This is a genomic window from Pseudonocardia sp. Ae150A_Ps1 (genome assembly GCF_001932315.1).
GTDB lineage: Bacteria > Actinomycetota > Actinomycetes > Mycobacteriales > Pseudonocardiaceae > Pseudonocardia.
The window spans coordinates 3,506,321-3,531,246 of the sequence record NZ_MCIJ01000001.1; the positions used below are offsets into that span (position 1 = coordinate 3,506,321).

Annotated in this window: 23 protein-coding genes; 17 read left to right on the forward strand and 6 right to left on the reverse strand. The window is 74.5% G+C overall.

The genetic code is table 11. The features are described 5' to 3' along the window. Positions 1-74: 74 nt before the first annotated feature. Together Ae150APs1_RS16335 and Ae150APs1_RS16340 are read left to right on the forward strand one after the other, a co-directional pair. Positions 75-800, forward strand: coding sequence for a nucleoside/nucleotide kinase family protein (locus tag Ae150APs1_RS16335; RefSeq protein WP_083680172.1), 726 nt, complete (start codon positions 75-77; stop codon positions 798-800). Next, positions 797-1,489, forward strand: coding sequence for an SDR family oxidoreductase (locus tag Ae150APs1_RS16340; RefSeq protein WP_075298690.1), 693 nt, complete (start codon positions 797-799; stop codon positions 1,487-1,489). The genes Ae150APs1_RS16335 and Ae150APs1_RS16340 overlap by 4 nt, the downstream gene beginning before the upstream one ends. On the opposite strand, the gene Ae150APs1_RS16345 is transcribed toward Ae150APs1_RS16340, so the two are convergent. Beyond that, a complete protein-coding gene (locus Ae150APs1_RS16345) occupies positions 1,458-2,369 on the reverse strand; it encodes a LysR family transcriptional regulator (protein WP_075298693.1) in 912 nt (303 codons plus the stop codon). The genes Ae150APs1_RS16340 and Ae150APs1_RS16345 overlap by 32 nt on opposite strands. Positions 2,370-2,530: 161 nt before the next feature. On the opposite strand from Ae150APs1_RS16345, the gene Ae150APs1_RS16350 reads away from it, so the two are divergent. Genes Ae150APs1_RS16350 through Ae150APs1_RS16365 form a run of 4 tightly spaced genes read left to right on the forward strand, consistent with a single transcriptional unit; the run spans position 2,531 to position 5,188 of the window. Continuing rightward, entirely contained in the window at positions 2,531-3,412 is an 882-nt protein-coding gene (locus Ae150APs1_RS16350) for a DMT family transporter (RefSeq protein WP_139317625.1), read from the forward strand. 18 nt (positions 3,413-3,430) lie between these two features. After that, complete coding sequence (locus Ae150APs1_RS16355) at positions 3,431-3,871, forward strand: DUF1707 domain-containing protein (protein WP_010227250.1); 441 nt, start codon at positions 3,431-3,433, stop codon at positions 3,869-3,871. A gap of 58 nt (positions 3,872-3,929) precedes the next feature. Then, on the forward strand, positions 3,930-4,691 hold the full coding sequence (locus Ae150APs1_RS16360; protein WP_075298696.1) for a UPF0158 family protein: 762 nt from the start codon (positions 3,930-3,932) through the stop codon (positions 4,689-4,691). Continuing rightward, positions 4,688-5,188: a HEPN domain-containing protein gene (locus tag Ae150APs1_RS16365; RefSeq protein ID WP_075298699.1), complete on the forward strand. Its 501-nt coding sequence runs from the start codon at positions 4,688-4,690 to the stop codon at positions 5,186-5,188. Before Ae150APs1_RS16360 ends, Ae150APs1_RS16365 begins: the two co-directional genes overlap by 4 nt. A gap of 11 nt (positions 5,189-5,199) precedes the next feature. On the opposite strand, the gene Ae150APs1_RS16370 is transcribed toward Ae150APs1_RS16365, so the two are convergent. Beyond that, on the reverse strand, positions 5,200-5,949 hold the full coding sequence (locus Ae150APs1_RS16370; protein ID WP_075298702.1) for a hypothetical protein: 750 nt from the start codon (positions 5,947-5,949) through the stop codon (positions 5,200-5,202). 48 nt (positions 5,950-5,997) lie between these two features. Beyond that, positions 5,998-8,853: a leucine--tRNA ligase gene (leuS, locus tag Ae150APs1_RS16375; RefSeq protein WP_075298705.1), complete on the reverse strand. Its 2,856-nt coding sequence runs from the start codon at positions 8,851-8,853 to the stop codon at positions 5,998-6,000. Positions 8,854-9,072: 219 nt separating this feature from the next. On the opposite strand from leuS, the gene Ae150APs1_RS16380 reads away from it, so the two are divergent. Then, positions 9,073-9,543 (forward strand): SdpI family protein, encoded by a 471-nt coding sequence (locus Ae150APs1_RS16380; RefSeq protein ID WP_075298708.1) that lies wholly within the window; start codon positions 9,073-9,075, stop codon positions 9,541-9,543. 23 nt (positions 9,544-9,566) lie between these two features. Here the strand turns inward: Ae150APs1_RS16380 and Ae150APs1_RS16385 are convergent, their stop codons facing one another. After that, a complete protein-coding gene (locus tag Ae150APs1_RS16385) occupies positions 9,567-10,163 on the reverse strand; it encodes a YqgE/AlgH family protein (protein WP_010227262.1) in 597 nt (198 codons plus the stop codon). A gap of 44 nt (positions 10,164-10,207) precedes the next feature. On the opposite strand from Ae150APs1_RS16385, the gene Ae150APs1_RS16390 reads away from it, so the two are divergent. Continuing rightward, a complete protein-coding gene (locus Ae150APs1_RS16390; protein WP_139316947.1) occupies positions 10,208-11,665 on the forward strand; it encodes an MFS transporter in 1,458 nt (485 codons plus the stop codon). Positions 11,666-11,726: 61 nt separating this feature from the next. On the opposite strand, the gene Ae150APs1_RS16395 is transcribed toward Ae150APs1_RS16390, so the two are convergent. Further along, on the reverse strand, positions 11,727-13,136 hold the full coding sequence (locus Ae150APs1_RS16395; protein WP_283160270.1) for a CCA tRNA nucleotidyltransferase: 1,410 nt from the start codon (positions 13,134-13,136) through the stop codon (positions 11,727-11,729). A 259-nt stretch (positions 13,137-13,395) separates the two neighbouring features. Between Ae150APs1_RS16395 and Ae150APs1_RS16400 the strand changes: the two genes are divergently transcribed. The 8 genes from Ae150APs1_RS16400 (at position 13,396) to Ae150APs1_RS16435 (ending at position 22,429) form a co-directional block, all read left to right on the forward strand. Continuing rightward, positions 13,396-13,890, forward strand: coding sequence for an NUDIX hydrolase (locus Ae150APs1_RS16400; RefSeq protein WP_075298711.1), 495 nt, complete (start codon positions 13,396-13,398; stop codon positions 13,888-13,890). Beyond that, positions 13,887-16,223 carry a DUF6049 family protein gene (locus Ae150APs1_RS16405; protein ID WP_075298714.1) on the forward strand — a complete coding sequence of 779 codons (2,337 nt, stop codon included), beginning with the start codon at positions 13,887-13,889 and terminating at the stop codon, positions 16,221-16,223. Before Ae150APs1_RS16400 ends, Ae150APs1_RS16405 begins: the two co-directional genes overlap by 4 nt. Before the next feature lie 232 nt (positions 16,224-16,455). Next, a complete protein-coding gene (locus tag Ae150APs1_RS16410; RefSeq protein WP_075298717.1) occupies positions 16,456-18,261 on the forward strand; it encodes a protein kinase family protein in 1,806 nt (601 codons plus the stop codon). Positions 18,262-18,333: 72 nt separating this feature from the next. Further along, on the forward strand, positions 18,334-18,852 hold the full coding sequence (locus Ae150APs1_RS16415; RefSeq protein ID WP_075298720.1) for a sigma-70 family RNA polymerase sigma factor: 519 nt from the start codon (positions 18,334-18,336) through the stop codon (positions 18,850-18,852). 86 nt (positions 18,853-18,938) lie between these two features. Further along, entirely contained in the window at positions 18,939-19,505 is a 567-nt protein-coding gene (locus Ae150APs1_RS16420) for a hypothetical protein (protein ID WP_139316948.1), read from the forward strand. 175 nt (positions 19,506-19,680) lie between these two features. Continuing rightward, positions 19,681-20,685 (forward strand): thioredoxin-disulfide reductase, encoded by a 1,005-nt coding sequence (trxB, locus tag Ae150APs1_RS16425; protein WP_075298726.1) that lies wholly within the window; start codon positions 19,681-19,683, stop codon positions 20,683-20,685. A 43-nt stretch (positions 20,686-20,728) separates the two neighbouring features. Continuing rightward, the gene (gene trxA / locus Ae150APs1_RS16430; RefSeq protein ID WP_075298729.1) at positions 20,729-21,052 is read left to right on the forward strand and encodes a thioredoxin; all 324 of its coding nucleotides are present in this window, start codon (positions 20,729-20,731) and stop codon (positions 21,050-21,052) included. Between the two features lie 216 nt (positions 21,053-21,268). Then, positions 21,269-22,429, forward strand: coding sequence for an N-acetylmuramoyl-L-alanine amidase (locus Ae150APs1_RS16435; RefSeq protein ID WP_010243084.1), 1,161 nt, complete (start codon positions 21,269-21,271; stop codon positions 22,427-22,429). Positions 22,430-22,481: 52 nt separating this feature from the next. On the opposite strand, the gene Ae150APs1_RS16440 is transcribed toward Ae150APs1_RS16435, so the two are convergent. Then, positions 22,482-23,213, reverse strand: a complete 732-nt coding sequence (locus Ae150APs1_RS16440) for a GNAT family N-acetyltransferase (RefSeq protein WP_212567217.1) — start codon at positions 23,211-23,213, stop codon at positions 22,482-22,484. Positions 23,214-23,473: 260 nt separating this feature from the next. On the opposite strand from Ae150APs1_RS16440, the gene Ae150APs1_RS16445 reads away from it, so the two are divergent. Beyond that, positions 23,474-24,874: a PLP-dependent aminotransferase family protein gene (locus tag Ae150APs1_RS16445; RefSeq protein ID WP_249266358.1), complete on the forward strand. Its 1,401-nt coding sequence runs from the start codon at positions 23,474-23,476 to the stop codon at positions 24,872-24,874. Positions 24,875-24,926: the final 52 nt, after the last annotated feature.

Genomic DNA, 24,926 nt, shown 5'->3' on the forward strand with positions numbered 1-24,926 from the left:
CCGGGACCGTGCCACGCGCACGGTCCCGGGGCCGTCGTCGTCGCGTACCGGTGTCCGGCGTCGACAATCACCGCATGAACGTCGACGGGGACGGCCCCGCCCACCCGCCCGGTGACCGCGTGACGGCCGACGGGCCCGACGCGCTCGCCCGCCGTGCCGTCCGCCTCCTCGGCGACCGGCCGCGCGTCCTGATCGGACTGGCCGGCAGCCCGGGGAGCGGCAAGACGACCCTGGCCGCCGCCCTGGCCGAGCGGCTCGGCCCGGCCGCGGTCGCACTGCCGATGGACGGGTTCCACCTCGCCAACGTCACGCTCGACCGGCTCGGGCGCCGGGACCGGAAGGGTGCGGTGGACACGTTCGACGGGGCCGGGTTCGCCGCGCTTCTCGACCGGGTCACGTCGACGACCGGCGAGACCGTCTACGCGCCCGGCTTCGACCGGGCAGTCGACGAGCCCGTCGCCGGCTCGATCGCGATCGAGCCCGGGCACCGGATCGTGCTGGTCGAGGGCAACTACCTCCTGGTGCCCGACGAGCCGTGGGCCCGGATCCGGCCGCTGCTCGCGGCGGCCTGGTTCGTCGGGACGCCGGAGGACGAACGGTTGCGTCGCCTGGTCGAGCGGCACACCCGGCACGGCCGCACCGCGGAGGCGGCCCGGGCGTGGGCCCGTGACGTCGACGGCGCGAACGCCGACCTGATCGAGTCGACCCGTCGGCGCGCGGATCTGGTGGTGCCCGGCACCGCCGGTGCCGGGTCCGTAGGTTCAGGTCCACGACCTCGCCCCGCCGCCCCCTCGCCCTGATCACCGGTGCCTCCCAGGGCATCGGCGCCGCCGTCGCGAAGCTCATCGCCCCGCGGTACGACCTGATCCTGGGCGGGCGCGACGAGCGGCGGCTGGCCTCGCTGACCGACGAGCTGACGACGGCGGGCCCCGTCACCGTGACGACCCTGCCGGTGGAGCTCACCGACGACGACGCGCTGGCCGGTGCCCTGTCCGGCATCGACCGCCTCGACGCGCTGGTGCACTCCGCCGGGATCGGCGAGCTCGGCACGGTCGCGGACACCCCGGCCGCGACCTGGCGGACCCAGTTCGACGTCAACGTCGTCGCGGTCGCGGAGGCCACCCGGCTGCTGCTGCCCGCGCTCCGGGCGGCCGGTGCCGACGGCGGCGCGGACGTCGTGCTGGTCAACTCCGGTTCCGGCATCACCGCGCGGGCGGGCTGGGGCTCCTACGCCGCGAGCAAGTTCGCGCTGCGCGCCTTCGGCGACGCGCTGCGGGCCGAGGAGTCCGGCAACGGCATCCGGGTCACCTCGGTGCACCCGGGCCGGGTGGACACCGCGATGCAGGAGCGGGTCGTGGCGCACGAGGGCGGCGAGTACGACGGGTCGCGGTTCCTGCGGCCCGAGTCCGTCGCCTCCGCGGTGCTCGCCGCGCTGACCGCGACCCGCGACGCACACCTCACCGAGATCGTGGTGCGCCCACAGGGATAGCAGCGACCGCACGCAGCTCGTCCAGCGCGGCGAGCACCGGCGGGGTGTGGGCGGCCGCGTCCCGCACGACGGCCAGGATCGAGCGCACCGGCACCGGCCGGACGACCGGCACCGCACACGTCCCGGCCGGGATCCGGACCGCACCGAGCTCGGGCAGCACGGTGATCCCGATCCCGGCCGCGACGAACGCGAGCGCGGTCGGGTAGTCGTGCGCCTCCACGTGGAACGGCGGGCGGAACCCGGCGGCGGTGCACGCCTCGACCAGGTTGCGCCGGCACCATCCGCGGGCGAAGTCGTTGTCCACCCAGCGCTCACCGGACAGCTCGGCCAACTCGATCTCGGCGCGGTCCGCCAGCGGATGCGTCTCCGGCAGCACGGCGACGTACGGGTCGTCGAGCAGGTGGTGCGCGGTGAACCCGGGCCACGCCTCGAAGTCCGGCCGCTCGACGGCGATCTGCAAGTCGGAGCGGTCGGCCGGGTCGTCGGGCAGCCACTCACGCAGGGCGAGGTCCAGCCGGACGTCCGGGAACTCGGTCCCGAGCCTGCGCACGACCCGGGGCAGCCAGGCGCCACCGACGGAGGCGAAGTACGACAGCGACAGCGCGCCCGTCCGCCCCGCCCGGAGGTCCGCCACGACGACCTCGGCCTCGCCGAGCCGGGAGAGGATCGCGTCGGCCTGGTCGGCCAGCACCAGCCCGGCGGCCGTGGCCCGCAGCCCGCGGCCGGCCCGCTCGAACAGCGCCAGGCCGGTCTCGCGCTGGAGTGCGGTCACGTGCTGGCTCACCGCCGACGGCGTGTAGCCGAGGTTGGCGGCGGCGCCCTGCACCGAGCCGCTCGCGACGACGGACCGGAAGACGCGCAGACGATGGGTGTCGAGCACCCCAGGACTGTACAGCTGCACTGAATCCAGCGGTAGGAACAATCGCTGGTGCTGAAGTGTCCCGGGCGGCAGTCTCGGATCCATGACGCTCTCCCGGCAGGTGCTCCCCCCTCGCGGCCGCGGCGACCACGGTCGTCCTCTGGGCGTCCGCCTTCGTCGGGATCCGGGCGGTCGGGCACGACCTCTCGCCCGGTGCGCTGGCGCTGGGGCGGATGGTCGTCGGGTCGCTGACCCTGACCGTGATCGTGCTGGTCGTGCGGGGCCGCCGGGGCGGCCCGCCGCTGCTGGGACGGCGTCCGCCCACCCGGGGCCTGCTCGGCGCGGTCGCGCTGTGGGGCGCCGCCTGGTGCGGTCTCTACAACCTCGCGCTCAACGCGGCCGAGCGGCACCTCGACGCGGGCACCACCGCGCTGCTGGTCAACGTCGCGCCGGTCGTCGTCGCCGTCCTCGCCGGGCTGCTGCTCGGCGAGGGGTTCCCGGCCCGGCTGCTGGCCGGGATGGCGATCGCGTTCGCCGGTGTGGTGCTGATCGCGACGACGACCTCGGCGGGTGGCACCGACGTCGCCGGGGTGCTGCTCGGGCTGGTGGCCGCGCTCGTCTACGCCGGTGCCGCCGTCGCGCAGAAGCGCCTGCTCGCCCGGCTCGACGCCCTGACGGTGACCTGGCTCGGCGCCGTCGCCGGGACGGTCGCGCTGATGCCCTACCTGCCCACGCTGCTCACCGAGCTGGGGTCCGTGCCGGCCACGGCGATCGCGGGCACCGTGTACCTCGGCGTCTTCCCGACCGCGATCGCGTTCCTGACCTGGGGATACGCCCTGTCCCGGACGACGGCGGGCCGGCTCGCCGCCGCCACGTACGCCGTCCCGCCGATCGTCGTCCTGCTGTCCTGGGGTCTGCTCGGGGAGGTCCCGGCGCCCCTCGCTCTGACCGGCGGGGTGCTGTGCCTGGCCGGCGTCGTCGTCGCCACCCGGCGCCGGCGCCGGCGCACGACCGCCGGGCCCGCCCCGGAGTCGGTCGGAGGACGGATCCCCTCCGGCCGCTGACTGGCTACCCTCGGATCCATGGGGGAGCAGCAGGGGGACGACGGCAAGGCGCTGATCCGGGTGTCGGACGCCGACCGTCAGGAGACCGCCGAACGGCTGAAGCTCGCGCACGACGAGGGGCGGCTGTCGCTGAGCGAGTACGACCAGCGCCTGCAGAGCGCCTACGCGGCGACCGTCCGGGCCGATCTGGACGTGCTCGTCGCGGACCTGCCGGTGGTGAAGCGCAAGCACCTGCCGGCGGTCCGTGCGGAGAAGGCGGAGGCCGAGAAGGCCGAGGCCACACGGGAGTACGTCAAGGAGTGGCGGTCGTGGGCCGGGGTCGCGGTGCTGCTCACCGGGATCTGGGCGGTGACCTCGCTGGCCGCGGGCGACGCCGTCTTCTTCTGGCCGGTCTTCCCGATCGGGATCTGGGGTGCCGTGCTCGTCGCACAGCTCTTCTGGGGCGGCGACGACGACTGAGGCGGGCTCCCCGGCCCGATTCCCCCTGCGGCGGCGGGCATCGGCCTAGAGTCGGTCCATGCTCGATCCCGGCCGCGTCGACCTGGCCGCGCTGGCGGACGCGCTCGACGACCGGTCACCGGACACCCTCTGGTACCTCGACCCGTCGGGCGGCGGGATCGCGGCGTACGGACCCGGCGAGACCGGCCCGCCGCCGGGCGACTGGGTGGAGATCGACCGTGTCACCAGCCGGGAGTCCTACCGGGACATGTCGGACTTCACCGCGGGTGTGCAGCACCGCAGGGCGGCGGCGCTGCTGGACCGGGCGATCGACGGCCGCGGGGCGTTCCGCCGGTTCAAGAACACCCTGTTCGAGTTCCCCGAGGTCCGCGACCAGTGGTACCGGTTCCGCGACGCCCGTTCCCGGCGCCGCGCGGTCGACTGGCTGGCCGGGGCGGGGCTGATCACCGAGCCGGACGCGGAGCGCCTGCGTGCCCGGTACCCCGATCCGGACCCGTCGAACGACGACGTGCCGGCCGCCGTCGCCGAGGACCTGGCAGCGCTCTACGGCCCGCGGTTGCGCCAGGTGCTGCTGTTCGGTTCCTGGGCCAGCGGTGAGGGCTCGGTCGAGTCGGCGATCGACCTTCTGGTCGTCCTCGACGACGACCGCGCCTCGATCCTGGCGTGGGAGGAGCTGCGGGCGATGGACGACGTCCTCTGGCAGCACACCGAGCGGACCGGCCTGACGATCAGCGCCCTCCCCGTGGGGCAGCACGAGCTCACCCGGCCCGGGGACCCGACGGTGATCCGTGCGCGTGCCGAGGCGGTGCGAGTGCGGTGATCCCGATCCCGCCGCACGAGGAGCACGACGAGCCGGGGGAGGACGGGGAGCGCCGCACCCGGTCCGGGATGGCACGGGCCCGCACGGAGCTGGGCGGCGCCCGGGTGCTCGCCGAGCACGGGTTCACCGACGCGGCCGTCTCCCGGTCGTTCCACGCCGCGTTCCGGGCGGCCGAGACCGCGCTGCTGGTCCTGGGGGAGACCCGGGCGGAGCACTCCGACGTCGTCAGCGCGTTCGTCCGGCGGGTCGTGCGCGAGCGGTCGCTGGACCCCCGGGCCGGACGCCTGCTGCGGTCGCTGTTCAACCGGCGCGGGCTGGCCGACGACTCCGACGTCGGCGCACCGGGACGGGAGGCGAAGTCGGCGCTGGACGACGCCGCGTTCGTGATCGACGCCGTCGAGTCCTGGCTGGCGGAGCCGTCGTTGAGCCGGCCGCCGGACGCGGTGGAGGGCGCCACCCGGCGTCCGGCCAGGCCCCCGCGCCGGACGGCCCGCTGACCGGGGCCCGGTCAGAAGAAGTCGCCGCCGAAGTCCCCGAAGTCGCCGAAGTCCCCGTCGCCGCCGTCGAACGCGCCCGGGTCCTCGAGGCCCCCGTCCATGCCGTCCGCACCGGCCCCGTCGGCGAACCCGTCGGCGTAGGCGGCCTGCTCGGCACCCGCCATGCCGCTGAACATCGACGAGAACAGCAGCGCCGACCCGACGCCCCAGGCCCCGGCGACCAGCGCCGGCTTCCACCAGGGCTCGGAGTACCAGCCGCGCGGGACCGGGCGGCCCGCGACCGTGCCACCGGGGTAGTAGTGGTTGTTGCGCTCGGTCGGGTTCGGCGAGGCGCCCAGCGTGCGGCCCTCGACCTCGACCTCACGGTCCTCGGTGACCTGACCGGCGCGGGCCTGCCCGGGCAGCGGCGGGAGCTCGGGACCGGGGTCCATGCCCATCGCGCTGCGGGCGGCGTGCACGTAGTAGAGGCCCTCGTACGCCGTCTCGGTGACCTGGCGGCACTGCGCGGCGGTGCGGGCCTGCTCCATCTGGGAGCCGGCCGCGGTGTAGCGCTCGGCCGCGTCGGCCAGTGCCTGACGGCTGGGCTCGTCGGTGCCGTGCAGCGACAGGACCTGGCCGCCGAGGCGCTCCACCCAGCGTCGGGCGTCGGCCTTCGCGTCGTCGAGGGCGGCGGCCTTGTCCGCGTTGTGCCGGCAGACGAGCCACACCACACCGGCGACGACGGCCAGCGCGACGATCAGGGTCAGCAGTGCTCCGGTCATGTCGGACCTCCCACCCGGACAACGGGCGGGAGGTCCGGGGCGTTCCCGCTACCGGACGATGTTGACCAGACGCCCGGGCACGACGATGACCTTCTTCGGCTCCGCGCCGTCCAGCGCCGCGGCGATCTTCTCGTCCGCCAGTGCTGCCCCGCGGATCTCGTCCTGGCCGGCATCGGCCGGGACGGTGACCCGGGACCGGACCTTGCCGTTGACCTGGATCGGGTACTCGACGGTCTCCGCCACCAGGTACCGCTCGTCGGCCTGCGGGAACGGCGCGTAGGCCAGCGAGCCGTCGTGGCCCAGCTTCTGCCACAGCTCCTCGGCCAGGTGCGGCGTCAGCGGCGCCATCATCAGCACCAGCGGCTCCGCGACCTCGCGCTCCACCGGCGCAGCGCGCTTGGTCAGCAGGTTGTTCAGCTCGATCAGCTTCGCCGCGGCGGTGTTGTAGTGCAGGGCGGACAGGTCCTCCCGCACACCCGCGACGGCCTTGTGCAGGGCACGGCGGACGTCGTCGGAGGGCTCCGCGTCGACGACCGTCGACTCGCCGGTGCCCTCGTCGACCAGGTTGCGCCAGACCCGCTGCAGGAACCGCTGCGGCCCGACGACGTCACGCGTCGACCACGGGCGCGAGGCGTCCATGGGGCCGGTGTACATCTCGTACAGCCGGAAGGTGTCGGCGCCGTAGCGCTCGCACATCTCGTCGGGCGTCACCACGTTCTTCAGCGACTTGCCCATCTTCCCGTACTCCTGGGTGACGGGCTCGCCGTTCCACGTGAAACCACCATCAGGTGACTCCATCACCTCTTCGGCGGGCACGTACATGCCGCGGGCGTCGGTGTAGGCGAAGGCCTGGATGTAGCCCTGGTTGAACAGCCTCCGGAACGGCTCCTCGCTGCTCACGTGGCCCAGGTCGAACAGGACCTTGTGCCAGAACCGCGAGTACAGCAGGTGCAGCACCGCGTGCTCGACACCGCCGACGTACAGGTCGACGCCGCCCGGGTCGTCCGCGGCGCGCTCCGGGTCCTTGCCCACCCAGTACCGCTCGGCCTCCGGGGACACGAAGCGCTCGGAGTTCTCCGGGTCCAGGTAGCGCAGGTAGTACCAGCAGGAACCGGCCCACTGCGGCATCGTGTTCGTCTCGCGCCGGTACGTCTTCGGCCCGTCGCCCAGGTCCAGCTCGACGGTCACCCACTCGTCCGCCCGGGACAGCGGGGGCTCGGGCTCGCTGCCGGCGTCGTCCGCGTCGTAGGTCTTCGGTGCGTAGTCGTCGACGTCGGGCAGTTCGACGGGCAGCCGGTCCGCGGGCAGCGAGACCGGGCCGTGCTCGTCCCAGACGATCGGGAACGGCTCGCCCCAGTAGCGCTGCCGGGAGAACAGCCAGTCCCGCAGCTTGTACTGGACGACGCCCTCGCCGGCGCCGCGTGCCGCCAGCCAGTCGATGATCGTCCGCTTCGCCTCGTCGACGTCCAGCCCGTCCAGGCTGATCTCGTCGTTCGCCGAGTTGATCGCCGGTCCGTCACCGGTGAAGGCCTCGCCGTCCCAGCCCTCGCCCGGGTCGACGGTGCGCACGACCGGCAGGCCGAACGCGGTCGCGAAGTCCCAGTCCCGCTGGTCCTGGCCCGGCACCGCCATGATCGCGCCGGTGCCGTAGCCCATCAGCACGTAGTCGGCCACGAACACCGGGACGGAGGCGCCGTTCACCGGGTTCACCGCGTACGCGCCGGTGAAGACGCCGGTCTTGTCCTTGTTCTCCTGGCGGTCCAGCTCGGACTTCCGCCCGGCCTCCGCGCGGTACGACGACACGGCGTCGGCCGGGGTCGCGGCGCCGCCGGTCCAGCGGGCGTCGACCTCCGACGGCCAGGCCGCCGGGACGATCGTGTCCACCAGCGGGTGCTCCGGGGCCAGCGCCGTGTAGGTGGCGCCGAACAGCGTGTCCGGGCGGGTGGTGAAGACCTCGATCGCGTCTGCCCCGTCCTGGACGGGGAACCGGACCCTGGCGCCCTCGGACCGGCCGATCCAGTTGCGCTGCATCGCCTTGACCGACTCCGGCCAGTCGACCCGGTCCAGGTCGTCGGCCAGCCGGTCGGCGTAGGCGGTGATCCGCATCATCCACTGCTTGAGGTTGCGGCGGAAGACGGGGTAGTTGCCGCGCTCGGAGCGTCCCTCGGGGGTGACCTCCTCGTTCGCCAGCACGGTGCCCAGGCCGGGGCACCAGTTCACCGGCGCCTCGGAGATGTAGGCCAGCCGGTGCGCATCGACCAGCGCGCGGCGCTCGCCCTCGGACAGCGCGCTGTACGGACGTCCGTCCGGGGTGGCGCGCTCGCCGGACTCGTAGGCGGCCCGCAGCTCGGCGATCGGGCGGGCGCGGCCTGCCTCGGCGTCGTACCAGGACTCGAAGATCTCCCGGAAGATCCACTGGGTCCAGCGGTAGAACGGGATGTCGGTGGTCGACACGGAGCGGCGCGGGTCGTGGCCCAGGCCCAGGCGGCGCAGCTGCTCGCGGTACCGGGCGATGTTGGCCTCGGTCGTGGTGCGCGGGTGGGTCCCGGTCTGGACGGCGTACTGCTCGGCGGGCAGCCCGAAGGCGTCGAAGCCCATCGGGTGCAGCACGTTGTGCCCGGTCATGCGCAGGTAGCGGCCCAGCACGTCGGTGCCGATGAAGCCCAGCGGGTGCCCGACGTGCAGCCCCGCCCCGGACGGGTACGGGAACATGTCCATCAGGTAGAACTTCGGCTTCTCCGAACCCGGCTCGCCGGGGTTCGGGGCGTGGAAGGTCTGCTCGGCCTCCCAGAAGTCCTGCCACTTGCGCTCGATCCGGCCCGCCATCGCGGCGTCGTAGCGGTACGCGGGGCGGTCGGGGCGCTCACCGCCGGTGGCGGGGGCGGTGCTGGTCTCGGTGCTCATGTCCGTCTCACCTCGGGAAACCTGTCGCGACGGCCCGTCGGGGCCCGGAACACGCTGCGACCCCTCGCACCGCGTGGGCATGAGGGGTCGTCGCCGCGCCGATCGGTCCGCTCCTGCGGACCTCCTACGACGCGGCGCCGGGAAGCCGGCGAGCCGCGCACATGTGACCAGGGTAGCCGGGGCGGGCGACCCGGTTCAGCCGGGTTCTACCCTGGTCACGTGCCCACCACAGTGCGCCTGATCGTCGCTGCCCTGCTCCTGCTGGCCGGGGCGGTACTCGTCGTGCTCGCCGCGCTCGGCGCGAGCGGCCGGCTGCCGCGCAACCGCGTCGCCGGCGTGCGGACGCCGAACAGCCTGCGGACCGCCGACGCGTTCCTGCTGGCCAATCGGGTCGCCGCCGGTCCGATGGGTGCCGCGGGCGTGGTCGGGCTGGCCGGGGGTGCCGCACTGCTGTTCACCCGCGCCGGGGCGACGCCGTGGGTGCTGGGCGCCATCTCCGTGGTCGGCCTCGTCGTGATGGCCGGGATCGGCGGGGCGCTCGGGGCCCGGGCCGCGGACGCCGCGATCGCCGCGCAGGCGCCCGCCGCCGGCTGTGGTGGCGTGTGCAGCGGCTGCGACCTGATCGCGGGCTGCCGGGACGCGACCGGCACCACCCCGGGCACCGCGTCGACGGACGCCACGACGGGCTGACGCGGAGCGCGCCCGCGGCCCGGTCAGTTGTGCGCCGGGTCCAGCGGGAACGTCGCGAGCAGCGCGAGCGGGATGCCCTGCCGGCGCAGCACCCGCTCCCAGAGCCGGTCGTGCGCGACGGTGAGGAGGTCGTCGGGCAGCCCGGGGACGACGAACCAGTCCCCGCGGGCGATCTCCCCGCCGAGCTGCCCCGCGTCCCACCCCGAATACCCCGCGAAGATCCGCAGGCCGCGCAGCCGGGGCGCGAGACGCGCCGGATCCGAGTCGAGGTCGACCAGCTGCACCGGCGGGCGCACCGGCATCAGGCCGGACAGCCCGCGGCCCGACTCGCCCGTCCGCAGTGCCGCGAGGCACAGCGCGGTCTGCGCCTCCACCGGTCCGCCGACGAACATCGAACCGGGATCACTGGTGACCCCGGCCCAGCGCGGCAGCACGTCGCGGACGGCGGCCGGGCCCGGCCGGTTCAGCACGACACCGAGGCTCCCGTGCGGCCGGTGCTCGATCATGTAGACGACCGAGCGGGCGAAGTTCGGGTCGCCGAGTCCGGGGGCGGCGACGAGCAGACTCCCCGGTGTGACCGGGGGAAGAGCGGCGCCTCGCGTGGCGCGGTGTTCCCGCACGACCCCATGTTCGCACCCGCGCCACGGACGTAGGCTCGGCACCCGTGCGCAGTACTCCCACCCGTCCGGACGACGCCACCGGCGGGCCGGGGGAGAGTGCCGGGCTCCCGGCGGCGCTCGCCCTCCTGCGCCGGGGACCGTTCGCCCGGCTGTTCGCCGTACGGCTCTCGGCCCAGTGGGCGGACGGGCTGTTCCAGGCCGCGCTGGGCGGCGCGGTGCTGTTCAACCCGGAACGTGAGGCGGATCCGCTGGTCGTCGCCTCCGGACTGGCGGTGCTGCTGCTGCCGTACTCGTTGCTGGGCCCGTTCGCCGGGTCGCTGCTCGACCGCTGGGACCGGCGACGCGTGCTGGCCGGCGCGAGTGCGGTGCGGGCGGTACTGGTCGCCGCCGTCGCCGCGGCGGTCGCGGCGGGCTGGGCCGGGACACCGCTCTACGTCCTCGCGCTCGCGGTGACGGGGGTGAACCGCTTCGTGCTGACCGGATTGTCGGCGGCACTGCCGCACGTCGTGCCCGGCACGGCGCGGCTGGTGCCCGCGAACACCCTCTCGGTGACCGTCGGGGCCGGGATCTCGGCGACCGGCGCCGGGTGCGCCGTCGCGCTGCGGGCGGTGTTCGGCGACGGCGACGCCGGTTCGGCCGCCACAGTCCTGGCCGCCGCGCTGGGGTCGCTGGTCGCCGCCGGGCTGGCCGCCGGGTTCACGCGCCGTGCGCTCGGGCCCGGCCGGACCGTCGGCGACGCGCCCGGCCCGGCCGTCGCGGGGACCGGCCGGACGGTCGTGCCCGGGCCCGGCGGTGGCGACGGCAGCGTGCGGAGCACGGCGCCCGGCCCGGGCGGCTCCCGCCCGTCGGTCCTGCGTGACGTGCTCGGTGGCTTCACGGCGGGCGCCCGCGCGACCGTCACCACCCCGGCGGTCTGCGCGCCGTTCCTCGGCCTGGTCGCGCACCGGCTGGCCTTCGGCATCAACACGCTGCTCCTGCTCATGCTGTTCCGGCACGTGTTCACCCCGGAGAACGTCCCGGGCGCCGGTGGACTGCTCGGGGTGGGGGTCGTCGCCGGACTGACGGCGGCCGGGCTCGCGGTCGCCGCACTCGTCACCCCGGCGCTCGTACGGACGGTCGGGACGGTCCGGGCGGTGCGGGTCGCGCTCGCCGGCGCGGTGCTCTCCCAGGACGCGGTCGCGGTCTGGCTGACGCTGCCGACGGTGCTCGTGAGCGCGTTCCTGCTGGGCGTGTTCGGGCAGGTCGTGAAGCTGTGCGCCGACACGGGTGTCCAGTCGGGCGCCGGGGACGCCGTCCGTGGGCGGGTGTTCGCGCTCTTCGACGCGGTGTTCAGCGTCTGCTACGTCGCGGCCGTCACGCTCGCCGCGGTCGTGGGACCGCCCGACGGCCGGTCACCAGCGCTGCTGGGGCTCGCCGCCGGGCTGTACGCGGCCAGGCTCGTGGCGCACGTCGTCTACCTGGACGGACGTCGTGTACGAACGTCCGACAGCACCGTCACCTGAACAGGGAGACGAGTCGTACGTCCGTGTCATACATACGTGTGATACGTACGTACACACACCGTCAGAGGTTCTCCGCAGCCCACGCCCGCAGTGCGGCCTCGGCACGCTCCGGGCCGAGGGGGCCCTCCTCCATCCGCAGCGCGAGCAGGTGCTTGTACGCCTTGCCCACCGCCGGTCCGGGGGCGATCCCAAGCAGCTCCATGATCTGGTTGCCGTCGAGGTCCGGCCGGATCGCGTCGAGCTCCTCCTTCTCGCGCAGCGCGGCGATCCGGTCCTCCAGACCGTCGTAGTTGCGCTGCAGCGCGGCGGCCCGGCGCCGGTTCCGCGTGGTGCAGTCCGACCGGACGAGATCGTGCAACCGGTCCAGCAGGGGACCCGCGTCCGTCACGTAGCGCCGCACGGCGGAGTCGGTCCACTCGCCCTTGCCGTAGCCGTGGAACCGCAGGTGCAGGTAGACGAGCTGGGAGACGTCGTCGATCAGCACCTTCGGGTACTTCAGCGCCCGCATCCGCTTGCGGGTCATCTTCGCGCCGACCACCTCGTGGTGGTGGAACGAGACCCGGCCGTCCGGCTCCTTGCGGCGGGTCGCCGGCTTGCCGATGTCGTGCAGCAGCGCCGCCAGCCGCAGGGTGAGGTCCGGGCCGTCGGTCTCGCGCTCGATCGCCTGCTCCATGACGACGAGGGAGTGCGTGTAGACGTCCTTGTGCTGCATGTGCTCGTCGGTCTCGAGCTGCATGTCCGAGACCTCCGGGACGACGTGCCGGGCGAGCCCGGTGTCACAGAGCAGCTCCACGCCACGGCGCGGGTGGGCGCCGAGGATCAGCTTCGAGAACTCGGCCTGGACGCGCTCGGCGGTGATCCGGGCGAGCTCGCCGGCCATCTCGGTCATCGCGGCCGTCACCCGCTCGGCCGGGGTGAACCCCAGCTGGGAGACGAACCGGGCGGCGCGCAGCATACGGAGCGGATCGTCGGCGAACGACCGCTCCGGCAGGTCGGGGGTGTCGAGGATGCCCTGGGCGAGCGCGGCGAACCCGCCGTGCGGGTCCACGAACCGGCGCTCGGGACCGGTCAGCTCGACCGCCATCGCGTTCACCGTGAAGTCCCGCCGGACGAGATCACCCTCGACCGTGTCGCCGAAGCGGACCTCGGGGTTGCGGGAGGCGCCGTCGTAGGAGTCCGCGCGGAACGTCGTCACCTCGAGGATGTCGTCGCCGCGGCGCAGCCCGACGGTGCCGAAGGCGATGCCGGTGTCCCAGATCGCGTCGGCCCAGCCCTCGACGATCTTCAGGATCGTCTCCGGCCGGGCGTCGGTGGTGAAGTCGAGATCACCCGGGTCACGGTCGGCGGCGCCGGTGCCGCGGAGCAGCGCGTCGCGGACGCTGCCACCGACGAGGTAGAGCCGGTGACCGCGCTCGGCGAAGCGGGCCGCCAGCCGGTCGGCGGCGTCGGGGACGTCGAGCATCTGGACCACGGCGTTCTCCTGGGAGCGCTGCAGCTCGTCCGGCTCCGCACCGGCGCCGGACGGACGGGACGCGGGTCGGGTCGGTCGGGAGGTCACGGACGACGAGGACACGACCGGCCAGTGTAGGCAACGCGCCCGGCGGCGCCCGCGGGTACAGGGGCACGGGCCCGTCACCGCCCGCAGATCAGGGCCCCGCCGGCCGGGTGACGCACCGCCGGGCACCCGTCGCCACCGCCCCGAGCGGCCACCTCCTCGTTACCATCGCCACATGTCCACCTCCCGCGGCCGCTCCGGGGGGCGCCGCGCGGGACGTTCCGCAGACCGGCGCCGCCGTCTGCGCACGGTGGACGAGACCTCCGCCGGCGGTCTCGTCGTGCACCCGCGCACCGGCGAGGCCGCGCTCATCGGCCGTCTCGACCGGCGGGGGCGGCTGCTGTGGTCGCTGCCCAAGGGGCACATCGAGGCCGGTGAGACGGCCGAGCAGGCGGCGGTGCGCGAGGTCCAGGAGGAGACCGGCATCATCGGAGAGGTGCTGGCACCCCTGGGCACCATCGGCTTCTGGTTCGTCGCCGAGGACCGCCGCGTCCACAAGACCGTGCACCACTACCTCATGCGCGCACTCGGCGGCGAGCTCTCCGACGAGGACGTCGAGGTGTCCGAGGTCGCCTGGGTGCCGCTCGGCGAACTCGAGGGCCGGCTCGCCTACGCCGACGAGCGCCGACTGATCCGGCACGCGGCCGACCTGCTGGAGGAGACGGCGTGAGCCGGGTCGCGGCCCTGGTCGCGATCGTGCTCGTCGCCCTGGTGGGCACGTTCGTACCCGCCGCGCCGGCCCGGGCACAGGAGGCACCGGCGGCCCCGGTCCGGCTCGACGTCGAGGCGATGTCCCCCCGCGTCGTCACCGCCTCGGGGCCGCCCGAGCTCGTCGTCACCGGGACGATCACCAACACCGGAGACGACCCGGTCGACGAGCTCGCGCTCCGCGTGCAGCGCGGTTCCGCCGTGGGCGGCGAGTCGGCGCTGCGCGCGGCGTTCGACGGCGAGGCGGCCGTCGACGACGCCGTGCCGCCCTTCACCGAGATCGGGCCGCTGGCCCCCGGCGCGTCGGTGCCGTTCCGGTACGCGGTGCCGCTCACCGGCCCGGCGAACGCGTCGCTGGCACTGCCCGGACCGGGCACCTACCCGCTGCTCGTGAACCTCAACGGCACCGTCGACGGCACCCCGTCCCGGCTGGCCGGGATCCGCACGGTGCTCCCGGTGTCGTCGCTGCCCGGCACGCCACCGCCGGCGCCGCCGCCCGCCGCGACGCCGGTGACGATGCTCTACCCGGTCACCGACGCCCCGCGACGCCTGCCGCCGGTGCCCGGCCAGACCCCCGTCCTGGCCGACGACGAGCTCGCCGCGTCGTTCGCACCGGGCGGGCGGCTCCGCGGGCTGGTCGACGCGGTGGGGTCCGGTGCCCCGCCGGGATCACCCGCGCGGACCGCGCTGTGCCTGGCGGTCGACCCGGAGCTCGTCGCGACCGCGGCCGCGATGCGCGGCGGCTACGAGGTCACGACCGGCCCCGACGGCGCGACCACCCCGGGCCGCGGGGCGGAGGCGGCGGCCCAGTGGCTGACCGCCCTGCAGGGCGCGGCGCGCGGCACGTGCGTGGTGGCGCTGCCGCCGTCGGACGCCGACCTGGTCGGCCTGGTCCGCGGCGGCCAGGCGGAGCTCGCCCGCACCGCACTCGCCCAGGGCCGCGAGGAGCTGTCCGCCGATCTCGGCGCGCCGGTCGTCGACGACGTCGTCTGGCCGGTCGACGGCGTGCTCGACGAGCCGACCCTGGAGGCGCTCGGCGGCGGCCGCAGGCTGGTCCTGTCCGCGGACGGCGTCACGACGCCGGAGAGCTCGGGGGTCGTCACGCTGGACGGCGCCGAGGACCCGGCCAGGGGCCTGCTGGCCGACCCACTGCTGACCGAGGCCGCGTCCGGGCCGTCCGGGATCGAGCTGCAGACCGGCGACGCCGGCGGGCTGGCCGGGCAGGACCTGGCCGGGGCGCTGGCGTTCCGCACCGGGGAGGACGACGCCGGACCGGGCCCGCTGCTCGTCGCACCGCCGCACCGCTGGTCGGCGGACGGGCCCGCGGCGAGCGGCGTGCTGTCCGCGCTGTCGGCCCTGATCGGCGACGGCAGGCTCGTCCCGGCCGGGCTGCCCGGCGCCGGAGCGGCACCCACCGGGGGGACGGCGCGGCTCTTCTACCCGCCCGAGGCCGGAGCCTCGGAGGTCCCCGCGCAGGTGGTCGCCTCGATCGCCGACCAGGTCCGTTCGATCGACGGGCTGCGTGGTGCCGCCAAGGCCCGCACCGGCGTCGGCGCGACCCCCGCCGAGGTGTTCGATCCGCTGGTCCGCGGGACGCTGCGGGCCGCGTCGTCGTGGTGGCGCGGGGACCCGGCGCGGGCCGGGCGGGAGTCCCGGACGGTCGGCGAGCGGATCGAGCAGATCCGCGGATCGGTGCGGGTCGTCCAACCGCCCAGCCCGTACTCGCTGGGCACCAGCGACGCGCCGATCCTGGTCACGGTCGCGAACGGGCTGCCGGTGACGATGAACGTCCGGGTGGTGCTGTCCAGCACGCCCGGGCTGCGGGTGGCGCCGATCCCCGTGCAGGCGGTGCCCCCGCTGGGCCGGGTGCAGGTCCGGGTGAGCGCGCAGGTGACCCGGTCCGGCCAGTTCAGCGTCGACGCCGGGCTGCGCACGCCGGACGGCGTGGCGCTCGGTCCCGACACCCGGCTCCGGGTCCGCTCGACGGTCTACGGGACGGTCACCGGCTGGCTCACCGCGGCGGCGGGGGCGGTGCTCGTCGTCCTGGTGGTGCGCCGGGTGGTCCGGCGGATCCGGTCGTCCGGTCCGCCGGGGTCGTCGGGTCCCCCGGGCCGGGGCCGCGGTCCGGGTGGCGGCGGTCCGGGTCCGGGCCCCGGCGGCGGTCCCGGCGGCGGTGGTGACGGCGGTCCCGATGACAGTGGCGACGGCCTCCGGGACACGCCCGCGGACAGCCGGCGCACCCACCCGCCCGACGGTGTCCCGGCCCGTCACCCGGGCCCGCCGCCCGCCGGATGATCTCCGCGGAGATCCGGGGGGTCGCCACGGCCTTTACCGCACTCGACGGCCGGAAACGACCGTTCATCGCACTAGAAGGACACTTCGGCGCACTGATGGGTCGTCGAGGCAAACCGAACGAGGCTGTCCACCGAAGACAGTACGTACGGGTCACGAGCGCGTCTCGTGTCTCGTCCGGACGCCGTGGAGTGACGTAGGCTTGGCGGCCGCAGGGGACGCAAGCCAGGGGAGGGTGGGGCCGTTGAACGGGCAGACCGACCAGGGCGTTACCCGGACCGGTGCCCGCACCGACACGGATCTACCGACGGTCGAGGACCATCCCTCCCTCGACCCGGCGGAGACCCCCGCGGCCACCGAGACCACCGGGACCACCGCCACCTCGTCGCCGTCCCCCCGGCCGTCACCGCACCCGCGGGCGCGTCCGGCGGCCGACCAGCCGACCGCCCGCGTCCCGGCCCAGGCACGGCCGACCGAGCGGATCCCGGCCGCGAAGGACGCGCTCGGCACCGCGGCGGGCTCGAACCTCACCGACCGCTACGTGCTGCGCCAGCGGATCGGCACCGACGCCGCGGCGGGTGCCGAGTTCTGGCGCGCGGAGGACACCGTCCTCCGCCGTCCGGTCGGGGTCACCCTGCTCCGCAGGCTCCCGGCCGACGACCGGTCGGACGACCCCGAGGGCACCGCCCGGGCGGGCGAGATGATCGTCCGCGCGCTCCGCTCCGGATGCTTCGAGCACCCCGGCAGCGCCCGCCTGCTCGACGTCCTGGCCCCCGGCACGCACGGCCTCCCGGCCGACGTGCTCGGTGCGTCCGTCGCCGAGTGGGTGCCGGGCCGGTCGCTCGCCGAGACCGTCGCCGAGGGCCCCGTACGCGCCCAGCGGGCCGCGAAGGCCGTCGAGGCGCTCGCGTCCGCGGCCACCGAGGCCCACCAGCAGGGGCTGGTGCTCGGCTGCGACCACCCGCAGCGCGTGCGGATCACGCCGGACGGGCGCGCGATGCTCGCGTTCCTGCTGCCCCGGCCGTCGGTGTCCGCCGCGGACGACGTCCGCGGGCTCGGCGGGCTGCTCTACTGCCTGCTCACCCGCCGCTGGCCGCTCTCGGTCGCCGACTCCGCCCGCGCCGGGCTGGTCGCCGCCGACCGCACCCCGGCCGGCCGGTTGCGCTCCCCGGCCCAGCTGCGCCCCGGCGTCCCGCTGGAGCTCGACACGCTGTGCATGGGCGCGCTGGGGCAGGCCGGCGACGGGCTCGGCCGCGTGCACACCGCGGCGGCGATGCACCGGATGCTCACCGACGTCGTCGCCGAGGACGCCGACCAGGCGTTCTTCCCGCCCGTGCACGACGGTGCCCCGGCCGACCCGGACGACGTCTGGCAGGACTCCGACCGGCTCCCGGACACCCGCAACGACCCGCAGCGCCGTCGCAACCTGCGCATCGGGCTGACGGTGCTCGCCGTCGGTGTGCTGATCGTGCTCGGTTACCTCTCGGTCCAGGTGGGCGCGCTGTTCGGCGGATCGGGCGCCCCGCCCGTCGTCATCCCACCGGCGGCGACCGCCCCGGCCGCGCCACAGGGCACCGCGCCACAGGGGGCGGCGCCGGCGGCGGCCATCGTGCCGGTCGGGGACGTGTCGGTGCAGGTGTTCGACCCGACCGGCGACGGAGACAACGCCGGCACCGTCGACCGCGTCCTCGACGGCGACCCGGCCACGACGTGGACGACGAGCCGCTACTTCCAGCCGTTCCCGGCACTCAAGCCGGGCATCGGCGTGATGGCGTCGTTCGACGCACCGCAGCCGGTCTCCCGGCTCACGATCGACTCCGCCAGCCCGGGCACCGTCGTCGAGGTCCGCTCGGCCCCGTCGGCGGAGGCGAGCCTCGACGAGACCACCCCGATCACCACCGTGACCCTGCGCGACGGCGAGACGGTCGTCCCGCTCGACGCGGCCCGGCCGACCGGCCACGTGCTCCTGTGGATCACGACGCTGAGCTCCGGGAACCAGAGCGCGATCGGCGAGATCGCGTTCGCCCGCGCCGCCGGCTGACGCCCTTCGCGATCGCGACCCGTCCCGACCGGACGCCCGTGCCCGCCGGCCAGGGCTCCGTACCGTGCCCGGGTGACCGCCGTCGACCGGCCTCCGCGGCCCGCCGCGCCCGATCTGGACGAGGTGTTCCGGCGGTACGCGGACCGTCTCTGGTCGGTCGCGCTGCGGATGCTCGGGGATCCGGGGGAGGCCGAGGACGCGGTCCAGGAGGCATTCCTGGCAGCTCTGCGGTCACCCGGCTTCCGGGGTGAGGCGGCCGCCGGGACGTGGCTGCACCGGATCCTCGTCAACGGGTGCGTGGACCGGATCCGGGCCGCCGGGCGCCGGCGCGGCCACACCCGTTCCACGACCCCGGCGGTGGCGTCGGACCCGGCCGGGAGGCTCGTGACGCGGCTCGCCGTCGACGAGGCCCTCGCCCGGCTCCCCGCCGACCAGCGCGCCGCGGTGGTGCTGGTGGACGGTCTCGGCTACTCGGTCGCGGAGACCGCGGCGATCGTCGGCGTACCACCCGGGACGATCAAGAGCCGGTGCGCCCGGGGCCGCCGGCGCCTCGCCGGGTCCTTGGGCCACCTGCGGGAGGACGACCGATGACCGATTCTCGTCATGACGACATCAGCGAGCGGCGCGATTCTGGTCCACTCGACGACAACAGATCATCGGCTGACGATTCCACGCTGGTGAACGCTGGCACTCGCCATAACGACATTAATGTGGACGCGGAGTGCGCCCGGGTCCGGATCGCGATCGTGGCGGTGGCGCACCCCGTGAGGATGCCCGCCGACGTCGCGGAGCGGATCCGTTCCCGGCTCGCCGACGAGAACGACGTGGCGGGTCGGACCGGGGAGCCGCAGCGTCCGCCGCACCCCTGCCACCGGACCCGGCGCGCGGCGGTCCTGCTCGCCGCCGCGGCCGTCGTCGGGACGCTCGTCGGGGTCCCGGTGGTCCTCGGGCCCGCGCCCGGACCGGTCGGCGTCGCCGAGCACACCCCGGAGGCGCTGCGCCGGGCCGCGGACGCGCCGGGGCGGGCCACCGACCCCGCTTGGGTGCGGGCGTGCCTGACCGCCGCCGGCGTCGCCGATCCCGCCGCACCGCTGCTCGGCTCGCGGCCGTACGCCGTCGCGGGGGAGCCGGGGGTGCTGCTCGTCCTCGGGACCGGACGGGCGGGACGGCACCGGCTCCTCGTCGTCCCGGCCGGCTGCGGGCCGGGCACCGCCCGCGTACTGGCGGAGACCCGCACCGGATGAACGGGCCGGAGTGACCGGGGGCGCGTCCGGCGGGACCCGCACCGGGGAATGCCCCTGTCTAGGATCGCGTTCCAGCCACACGGCAGCAATCGAGGCGGACCGGCCGGACCGGCCGGACCGCACGCCCCGTCATCGCGCGCCCGGCAGCGGGCGGCGCCAGGAGGGATCGGTACCGGTGACCACCGACGACACGGTGCACGACCTGATCATCATCGGGTCCGGGCCGGCCGGCTACACCGCTGCGGTGTACGCCGCGCGGGCACAGCTCGCGCCGCTCGTGTTCGAGGGCAGCCAGTTCGGCGGCGCCCTGATGACCACGACCGACGTGGAGAACTACCCCGGCTTCACCGACGGCATCATGGGCCCCGAGCTCATGGAGCAGATGCGCGGACAGGCGAAGCGCTTCGGCGCCGACCTGCGCCCGCAGGACGTCGACGAGGTGAAGCTCGACGGGGAGATCAAGGAGGTCCGGGTCGGGAAGGAGACCTTCCGTACCCGCTCCGTGATCCTCGCGATGGGCGCCGCGCCGCGCTACCTGCACGTCCCCGGCGAGCAGGAGCTGCTCGGCCGGGGCGTCAGCTCGTGCGCCACCTGCGACGGGTTCTTCTTCCGCGACCAGAACATCGCGGTGATCGGCGGCGGCGACTCGGCGATGGAGGAGGCCACGTTCCTCACCCGTTTCGCCGAGACCGTCACGGTCATCCACCGGCGCGACGAGTTCCGCGCGTCGAAGATCATGCTGGAGCGCGCGCGGAACGACCCGAAGATGCGCTGGCGGACGAACTCCGAGGTCACCGAGGTGACCGGGGAGGGCTCGGTCAAGCAGCTCCAGCTCCGGGACACCGTGACCGGCGAGACCGACACGCTCGACGTCACCGGCATGTTCGTCGCGATCGGCCACGACCCGCGCAGCGCGCTGGTGACGGGCCAGGTCGAGACCGACGACGAGGGCTACGTGACGGTGGACGAACGTTCCACCTACACGAACGTCCCCGGGGTGTTCGCCTGCGGCGACCTCGTCGACCACACCTACCGGCAGGCGATCACCGCCGCCGGCTCCGGCTGCTCCGCCGCGATCGACGCGGAGCGCTGGCTCGCCGGGCACCCGGTGTCGCCCGAGCTGGCCGGTGGCGGGTACGGCGACGCCCCCGTGGCCGCGGTCGCCGACGCCGCGCACTGAGTCGCCCGCAGACCGTCCGACCCTTCCAACCGAGGAGAACCCCATGGCCAACACCATCGACGTCACCACCGGTTCGTTCGACCAGGACGTCCTGAAGAGCGACAAGGCCGTCCTGGTCGACTTCTGGGCGACCTGGTGCGGTCCGTGCAAGATGGTCGCCCCGGTGCTCGACGAGATCGCCGGCGAGAACACCGAGAAGCTGACCGTCGCGAAGCTCGACATCGACGCGAACCCGGAGGTCGCCCGCGACTACCAGGTCATGTCGGTGCCGACCATGATCCTCTTCAACGGCGGCAAGCCGGTGAAGCAGATCGTGGGCGCGAAGCCGAAGGCCGCCCTGCTCGCCGATCTCGCGGACCACATCTGAGCCGCATCCCGGTATCTCTCGTGCGCGTTCTAGCGCACCGAGGTCACGCTGCGTGTCCCGGTTGATCACAACCGGGACACGCGGGTGCCCGCCCCGCTGCGCTCCTCCGGTCGCGCCGCAGGGCACAATGGGCCTCGGCCACCCGCCCGGCTCACCGTGCGGATCCGAACGATCACGGCGTCACGACGACGCCTGACGACTTCGAGCGAGGGGTGCATGCAGCTGCTCCGGCGCGGGGACTCCGGTCCTGCCGTACGCGAGATCCGAGCGACGCTGCGGGAACTCGGCCTGCTCCCGGCTCTGTCGCCGGGCACTTCGGACCGGGACGTCTTCGACGACGAGGTGGACCACGCCGTCCGCGTCTTCCAGCAGGGGCGGGGCCTCATCACCGACGGCATCGTCGGTCCGGATACCGCACGGGCCCTCCGGGAGGCGGGCTGGTCGCTCGGCGACCGGATGCTCTCCTTCACCCTGTCCACCCCGACCAACGGGGACGACGTCGCCACGCTCCAGGAGCGGCTGCTCGAGCTCGGGTACAACCCGGGCCGTCCCAGCGGGCTCTTCGACCAGCAGACCGAGCAGGCGCTGATGCGGTTCCAGCGCGACTACGGCATGGTCCCCGACGGCATGTGCGGGCCCGAGACGCTGCGTGCGCTGCGCCAGCTCGGACGCAAGGTCACCGGTGGGCGACCGCACCTCCTCCGTGAGCAGGAGCTGCTGCGCCGCGCCGGACCGCGGATGCGCGGCAAGCGGATCGTCATCGACCCCGGGCACGGCGGCCCGGACCGCGGTGTCGAGGTCGCGGGGGTCACCGAGGCCGATCTCATGTGGGATCTCGCCCGCCGCCTGGTCGGCCGGATGTCCGCCACCGGGATGGAGGCGCTGCTCTCCCGTCCGGAGAACGGCAACCCGCCCGACACCGAGCGCGCCCAGTTCGCGAACGACGTCGGCGCGGACCTCGTCGTCTCGCTGCACACCGACGCCAGCTTCAGCCCGCACGCGCAGGGCCTGGCGACCTACTTCTTCGGCAACGGGTCGGGCACCACGTCCAACGTGGGCGAGGCGCTCGCCGGGCTGGTCCAGCGTGAACTGCTGACCCGCACGTCCATGCTCGACTGCCGCAGCCAGACGTGCACCTGGGAACTCGTGCGACGGACCCGGATGCCGGCGGTGCGGATCGAGACCGGGTACCTGACCCACCTCGGGGACCGCCGCAAGCTGCTCGACCCCGGGTTCCGGGACGTCGTCGCCGAGGGGATCCTCGTCGCCGTCAAGCGGCTCTACCTGCTCGGTCAGGACGACCAGCCGACCGGCACGTTCACGTTCAACGACGTGCTGGCCCGCGAGTACGGCCGCGACCAGATCCGGGCCGTCTGAGGCCGGTCCCGCTTCCCGGCCCCGTCAACCCGGGGCCGGGCCGGACGACCGCTCAGCGAGGCTCTCCGCGGCCCCTGAGATCGTCCGTGCGGTCGTCGCTGCTGCCGTCCGTCGGCAGGAACGACACGTGGCACCGGCCCGCACGCGCGGGCGTCGCCACCGGGACGGGCGCCGGGGTCTGCATCGGGATCGTCACCGTGTTGAACAGCTGCTCCAGCGCGGCCTCGACATCGGACTTCCACTCCAGACCGGACCGCAGCTCCATCCGCAGCCGGGGCCACCGGTGGTGCGGCCGGACGGTCTTGAACCCGACCGAGCGCAGGAAGTCGGCAGGCATCACGCAGTCGGCCTCGGTTCCGGGACGGGCGTCACCGAACGCCTCGACGGCCTTCACCCCGCGTCGCGTCAGCTCCTTCACGACGGCCTGGGTGAGAGCCCGGCCCAGCCCCTCTCCGGCGAACTCGGGCAGCACCTGCATCGTCGTCAGCAGGACGGCGTCCGCGCTGACCGGGCCGGTCGGCATCTCGGTCGCACGGGGGACCGAGGCCGGCGGGGCGAACAGCACGTAGCCGGCAGGCGCGCCACCGACGTAGACGACCCGGCCGCAGGAGCCCCACTCGAGGAGCACCTCCGACAGCCAGGCCTCCTTCTCCAGGTCGGTCGTGCCGTAGCCCTCGGCCTGGTCCGCCAGCGCGGGCGACAGCTCCCAGTAGACGCAGTTCCGGCACCGTTTGGGCAGATCACCCAGATTGTCCAGATTGAGCGCGGCCACATGCCAGGACACGAGGAAGACCTCCGGCTGTCGTAGTCGTGCGGGTGACGCGCCGTGCGCGGGACGGCCGGACGTCGGCCGGATGACCCGGCCCGGCGCAGTGGTGCCTGCGCCCGATCCGATGCCCCGCCTCCCGCGAGGGTAAGCGGATCCCCGCACGTACGTCACCCCGGAACGGCTCACCGGTACGTACGTCACGACGAAGGGCAGGCCGGTCACCCGACGCGGTTACACTCTGGCCACCATTCATCTCGTCGAAGGGGAGCACGCCGATGGCCTCGCCCGACCGCCCGCAGCAGCCCGACGCCCGCCGCACCGCGGCAGCGGCGGCGGCCGCAGCGGCAGGGGAGGGCAGCGAGGTCGTGCCCACCTCGCAGGACTCGTCGGCGTCCCCGGCGCTGTTGCCCCCGACCGAGCGCTTCGCGGCCCGTACCGCGGGGATGACGGCCTCGGAGATCCGGGCGCTGTTCGCCGTCGCGAGCCGCCCCGAGGTCGTCTCGCTGGCCGGCGGGATGCCGAACCTCGCCGCGCTCCCGCTGCAGTCCCTGGCGACCGAGGTCGCCGAGCTGGTCGACACCGACGGTCTGACCGCGCTGCAGTACGGCTCCGCCCAGGGTGTCCCGCAACTGCGCGAGCAGATCTGCGAGGTCATGCGGGAGGAGGGGATCGAGGGCGACCCGAACGACGTCGTCGTGACCGTCGGGTCGCAGATGGCGCTCGACCTCCTGACGCGGATCTTCGTCGACCCCGGTGACGTCGTGCTGGCCGAGGGGCCGTCCTATGTGGGCGCGCTCGGCAGCTTCGCCGCGTACCAGGCGCGGGTCGTGCACGTCGCGATGGACGAGCACGGGCTCGTCCCCGAGCTGCTGCACGAGGCACTCGACTCGCTCGCCCAGCAGGGGATCACCCCGAAGTTCCTGTACACGATCCCGAACTTCCACAACCCGGCCGGCGTGACGCTGGCGCACGATCGGCGCCCGCAGATTCTCGATCTCTGCCGCCGCTACGGCGTCATGGTCATCGAGGACAACCCGTACGGGATGCTGGGGTTCACCGGCGAGGTGCACCCCGCACTGCGGTCCTACGACGCCGACGTCATCTACCTCGGCTCGTTCTCCAAGACGTTCGCCTCCGGGCTGCGGGTCGGCTGGGCGCTGGTGCCCCCGCTGGTGCGCGACCGGCTGGTGCTGGCAGCCGAGTCGGCCACCCTGTGTCCGCCCTCGTTCACGCAGATGCTGGTCTCGCGGTACCTGTCGCACCACGACTGGCGCAGCCAGATCAAGACGTTCGGGGAGAACTACCGCGAGCGCCGGGACGCGATGCTGGCCGCGCTGGAGACGTACCTGCCCGAGGGATGCAGCTGGACGGTCCCGGACGGCGGCTTCTTCGTCTGGCTGACCGTCCCGCCGGGCGTCGACACCAAGGCGATGCTGCCGCGGGCGGTGACGGCACGGGTCGCGTACGCGTCCGGCACCGGCTTCTACGCGGACGGCTTCGGTAGCCGGCAGCTGCGCCTCTCCTTCTGCTACCCGACACCGGAGCGGATCACCGAGGGCGTCCGCCGGCTCGCGGCGGTGCTGGAGGCGGAGCTCGACGTCGTCCGGACGTTCGGCACGTCGGCGCGGACCGAGCTGAGCCGTGGGCCGCAGAGCCCGTCGCCCGACACGAACTGAGCATGTTTCACGTGGAACGCCCCGGACCGGCAGGTCCGGGGCGTTCCCGTGT

Bases quoted from the DNA above. Each gene is read 5' to 3' on its own strand.
- Ae150APs1_RS16335 (WP_083680172.1), top strand. From the start codon at position 75: ATGAACGTCGACGGGGACGGCCCCGCCCACCCGCCCGGTGACCGCGTG.
- Ae150APs1_RS16355 (WP_010227250.1), top strand. From the start codon at position 3,431: ATGGGGGAGCAGCAGGGGGACGACGGCAAGGCGCTGATCCGGGTGTCG.
- Ae150APs1_RS16360 (WP_075298696.1), top strand. From the start codon at position 3,930: ATGCTCGATCCCGGCCGCGTCGACCTGGCCGCGCTGGCGGACGCGCTC.
- Ae150APs1_RS16370 (WP_075298702.1), bottom strand. From the start codon at position 5,949: ATGACCGGAGCACTGCTGACCCTGATCGTCGCGCTGGCCGTCGTCGCC.
- leuS (WP_075298705.1), bottom strand. From the start codon at position 8,853: ATGAGCACCGAGACCAGCACCGCCCCCGCCACCGGCGGTGAGCGCCCC.
- Ae150APs1_RS16400 (WP_075298711.1), top strand. From the start codon at position 13,396: ATGTCCACCTCCCGCGGCCGCTCCGGGGGGCGCCGCGCGGGACGTTCC.
- trxA (WP_075298729.1), top strand. From the start codon at position 20,729: ATGGCCAACACCATCGACGTCACCACCGGTTCGTTCGACCAGGACGTC.
- Ae150APs1_RS16435 (WP_010243084.1), top strand. From the start codon at position 21,269: ATGCAGCTGCTCCGGCGCGGGGACTCCGGTCCTGCCGTACGCGAGATC.
- Ae150APs1_RS16445 (WP_249266358.1), top strand. From the start codon at position 23,474: ATGGCCTCGCCCGACCGCCCGCAGCAGCCCGACGCCCGCCGCACCGCG.